The following is a 3,617-nucleotide window of genomic DNA, read 5'->3' as shown; positions in this document are numbered from 1 at the left end:
CGGGCCGGCATCGACAACAGACTGCAAATACGAACGATTCGCATTATATTGCGCGGCCGACGCGCCGCAAGAGCTTTCATCGCCGAGCGAGTGGTGCGCGAGATGCGGATCGCCCGATCTGCTCAGTCATTCCCGCACAGGCGATAACAGACGAGAAGAAAGTCCCCTCGACCCATGAACCACATTCATCTACTGCGCCTGGCCGCATTGTCGTCAGTCGCACTCTCGACCAGCCTGCAAGCCGCGGAGTCGGCCAAGCGCAACGAAGATCAGCTCCACGAAGTTCTCGTCTACGGCTCGCGCTCCACGGAAGAGCAGGCATTGCTGGAAAAACCGAGCCCCGTCACCAGCATCGGCGAAGAGGTGGCCGCAGCCATCGGCGCACAGTCGGCACAGGAACTGGTGCTGCGGTTGCCGGCCGCGTTGAACTCGACCCAGCGCGCGACGAGCGTAAACAATGACCTCATGCCCAACGGACTGCCGTTTCCATCGGCGCTGGTCAACCTGCGCGACCTGGGAACGGATCGAACCCTGGTGCTCGTCAATGGCCGCAGGCACGTGGCGGGGACGGCCACGTCTTCGGCTGTCGACATCAATACGATTCCGGAAGCGCTCATCGAGAGAGTCGATGTGCTCACCGGGTCCGCCACCGGCGAATATGGCGGCGATGCCGCCGCCGGCGTGCTCAATTTCGTACTGAAGAAACAATATGAAGGTCTCGAGGGTTCGGCACAGCTGCGCCAGTATGGCGGCGGCCTGGGCCGGGAATCCGCGGCGTCGTTGTTGGGCGGCATGGGCTTCGGTCCCGACAAGCGCGGCAATGTGACCATCGGAGTGGACTGGGTGAAGCGAGCGGAAATCAATGCCGTCAACTCCGGCGTGCGCTTCCGCAATACCTATCGGCTGGTCGAGAACCCGAAGCTCTACATCCAGAACTCGGATCTGACCCCTGCCCTTTTCGATGCCGGAGCGCGGCCAGGCGATTTCATTCCGGGCCTCGACCCCGGGATCACCTCGCTGCTGCCCGCCGCGAGACAGGCCGAAGCCGCCGATCCGCGCATCAATGCGTTCGCGTCGAACGTTGCCAACGCGTTTGCCGGCATCAACGGCGGGTTCGGCATCGACATCGACGGCGACGGACTCTCCGACCCGATCGGCGGCGATCTCAACGGAGATGGTCGCGACGATTGCGAGACCGTCCCGGGATTCAACGGCTCGCGACTCCACTGCTGGACCGTGGATGAGCAGACGGGTGATATCCGTGCATTCCGGAGCGCTTCAACGCTTTATGGTTTGGGTTACGAAAGCGTCGACGGCGAAGGAGTCGTCTTCCCCTCCGACGAGCTTGTCATCCTCGATCCTCAGTATGAACGCGCTTCCGTATCGCTCAATGCCGGCTTCGATCTCACCGATGATGCGCGGTTGTTTCTCGAATCGAAGTTCGTCGACTCCACATCGGCCAACAAGCCCGTGGGCGGCTTCGACGTGTACACGTACTTCACTCCGATACAGCTGGACAACCCTTTCATCCCCGCGACGACGCGAACATTGCTGACGAACTTTCAGGCGGCCAACCCCGACGTCGACCTGGGCCATACCCGACTGAATACCACTCGTGAAATCATCACCAATGCGGGTCGCGACAGGCAGACATCGAAGACCCTGCAGCTCGTCACCGGCGTGGAAGGCGACCCCACCCCGAATCTGCATTACGAGGCAGCTGCCCAGTACGGGCGCACGCTCCAGCGGAATCCTCGCCTGCTGATCTACTTCGATCGCTTCTTCTCTGCGATCGATGTCGTTGCCGACCCCGTCACCGGAGCGCCGGTGTGCCGTTCTTCTGTCGATCCGACCGCGCTGCCCGCCACGTTTTACGGCGAGACGCTTGCAGACTTCCGAACCTTCGAACCGGGCGACGGGCAATGCCGTCCGCTCAATGTCTTCGCCACCGGCGGCGTTCTCTCGCCCGACATTTCACCCGACGCGCGCGCGTTCATCAGCAACCCGGACGGCTGGTATGAAGTGGAACTCGAACAGACGGTGTTCTCTGCGGGCGTCTCGGGCGATCTGGGTGAGCGCTTCAAGCTCCCCGCCGGCTCCATCGGCTTTCGCGCGAGCGCAGAACACCGGCGGGAGTCGAGCCGTGCGAGTGCCGCGGATGACCTCGTTAATGGCCTGATCTTCGGCTGGAGCTTCACGCCCGTCGCAGGATCGTTCGACGTCGACGAAGTTGCGCTGGCGCTGGACGTCCCGCTGATCCGCGGCAACACCCTGGCCCACGACCTGACGCTGTCCGGCTCCGCCCGCTATGCCGACTATTCGAGTGTGGGTGGACTGTTCACCTGGAGCGGCGGAATCGCCTGGGCGCCGACGCCGGGCGTGCGCTTTCGCGGCAGCCTGGCGCGCACGTTCCGCGCGCCTACGGTTTACGACCTCTTTCAGCCGGTCGAACAGAGCCTGAACGTCGGAGCGGGCTACGATCCCTGCACGATCACGCAGATCGATCTTGGACCTTCTCCCGCGACACGCGCCGCCAACTGCGCAGCGGATGGAATTCCTGCGGGCTTTCCCGATGCGGCCGCCGGAACCTTCAACGCCATCAGCGGCGGCAATCCGGATCTCGACGCGGAATCCGCCCGCACATGGACCGCGGGGCTGGTGATTCAACCGGGAACGCTTCCTTACCTGGTCGGCACCGTGGACTACTACGACATCAGGATCGAGGACGCGATCCAGTTTGCGGATTCATCGACCTCGATTGCGGCCTGCTATGACTCCACGTCCTATCCGGACAACGTGTTCTGCGATCAATTCACGCGTAACCGCGACCCCGCATCGCCGGGTTATCTGACCGTAAACAGCGGGACCAGCAAGGCGCTGAACTATGGCTTGATAGAGACCTCGGGCCTGGATTTCACGCTCCAGTACACCGCCGATCTCGGACGCCGCGGCTCAGGGAAGCGCAGTCAGATCGGATTCGGACTGAACGCAACGCGCGTTCTGAGTTACGACACCTACTTCGTTGCCGGCCAACTCGGCGAAGGCACCAGCCGCCTGGGCGAGTATCAGACGCCCAAGTGGACGGGCACCACGGATCTGATCTGGCGCTTCGGCAATTTCGATGCAAGCTGGAACACGCTGTACTACGGCGAGCAGACAGTCGCCACGGACCAGGACTTGCCGTTCATCACCACCGAATTCGGCGGGCCGGACCTGCAGCTGGCCGCTGCCTGGATTCATAGCCTGTCGCTCGGCTACCAGGTGAGCCCCGGCCTGAACGTCCGCGTCGGCGCGAACAACATCACCAACGCGCAGCCGCAGCGGTTCCGGAATGATTTCCTGCCCGTGAACGCGTTCGGACCCGCGTATTTCCTTGCGGTCAACTACAAGCCGTCGGCGTCACCCGTATCCCGCTGATGACGGATCCGCAATCGCCGCCCCGACATTTCAGGGCGGCGAAGCGGCGCTGACCCGCTCCGACACGGTCGCTGCCACCCCCATCCGCAACGCCGCCGGCCGATTCGGTATGACCAGCACGTCGCAGGAGGCTTCGCGAAGCAATCGGTCGGCGACGCTGCCCACCAGCAGCCGCTTGAGAAGGAACCAGCGGCTTGCGC

2 protein-coding genes are annotated in these 3,617 nt (G+C 63.2%); one reads left to right on the top strand and one right to left on the bottom strand.

The window, feature by feature from the left end; translation table 11 throughout:
- Window positions 1-174 precede the first annotated feature (174 nt).
- Window positions 175-3,417 (top strand): TonB-dependent receptor domain-containing protein, encoded by a 3,243-nt coding sequence (locus V7D81_RS22975; RefSeq protein WP_324320716.1) that lies wholly within the window; start codon window positions 175-177, stop codon window positions 3,415-3,417.
- 30 nt (window positions 3,418-3,447) lie between these two features.
- Here the strand turns inward: V7D81_RS22975 and V7D81_RS23370 are convergent, their stop codons facing one another.
- Window positions 3,448-3,588 carry a hypothetical protein gene (locus V7D81_RS23370; protein WP_349257727.1) on the bottom strand — a complete coding sequence of 47 codons (141 nt, stop codon included), beginning with the start codon at window positions 3,586-3,588 and terminating at the stop codon, window positions 3,448-3,450.
- Window positions 3,589-3,617: the final 29 nt, after the last annotated feature.

It is taken from the genome of Povalibacter sp., from assembly GCF_036735925.1.
GTDB lineage: Bacteria > Pseudomonadota > Gammaproteobacteria > Steroidobacterales > Steroidobacteraceae > Steroidobacter.
Note: the sequence above shows the minus strand (reverse complement) of the source record. Positions and strands in the feature narration are given on the sequence as shown.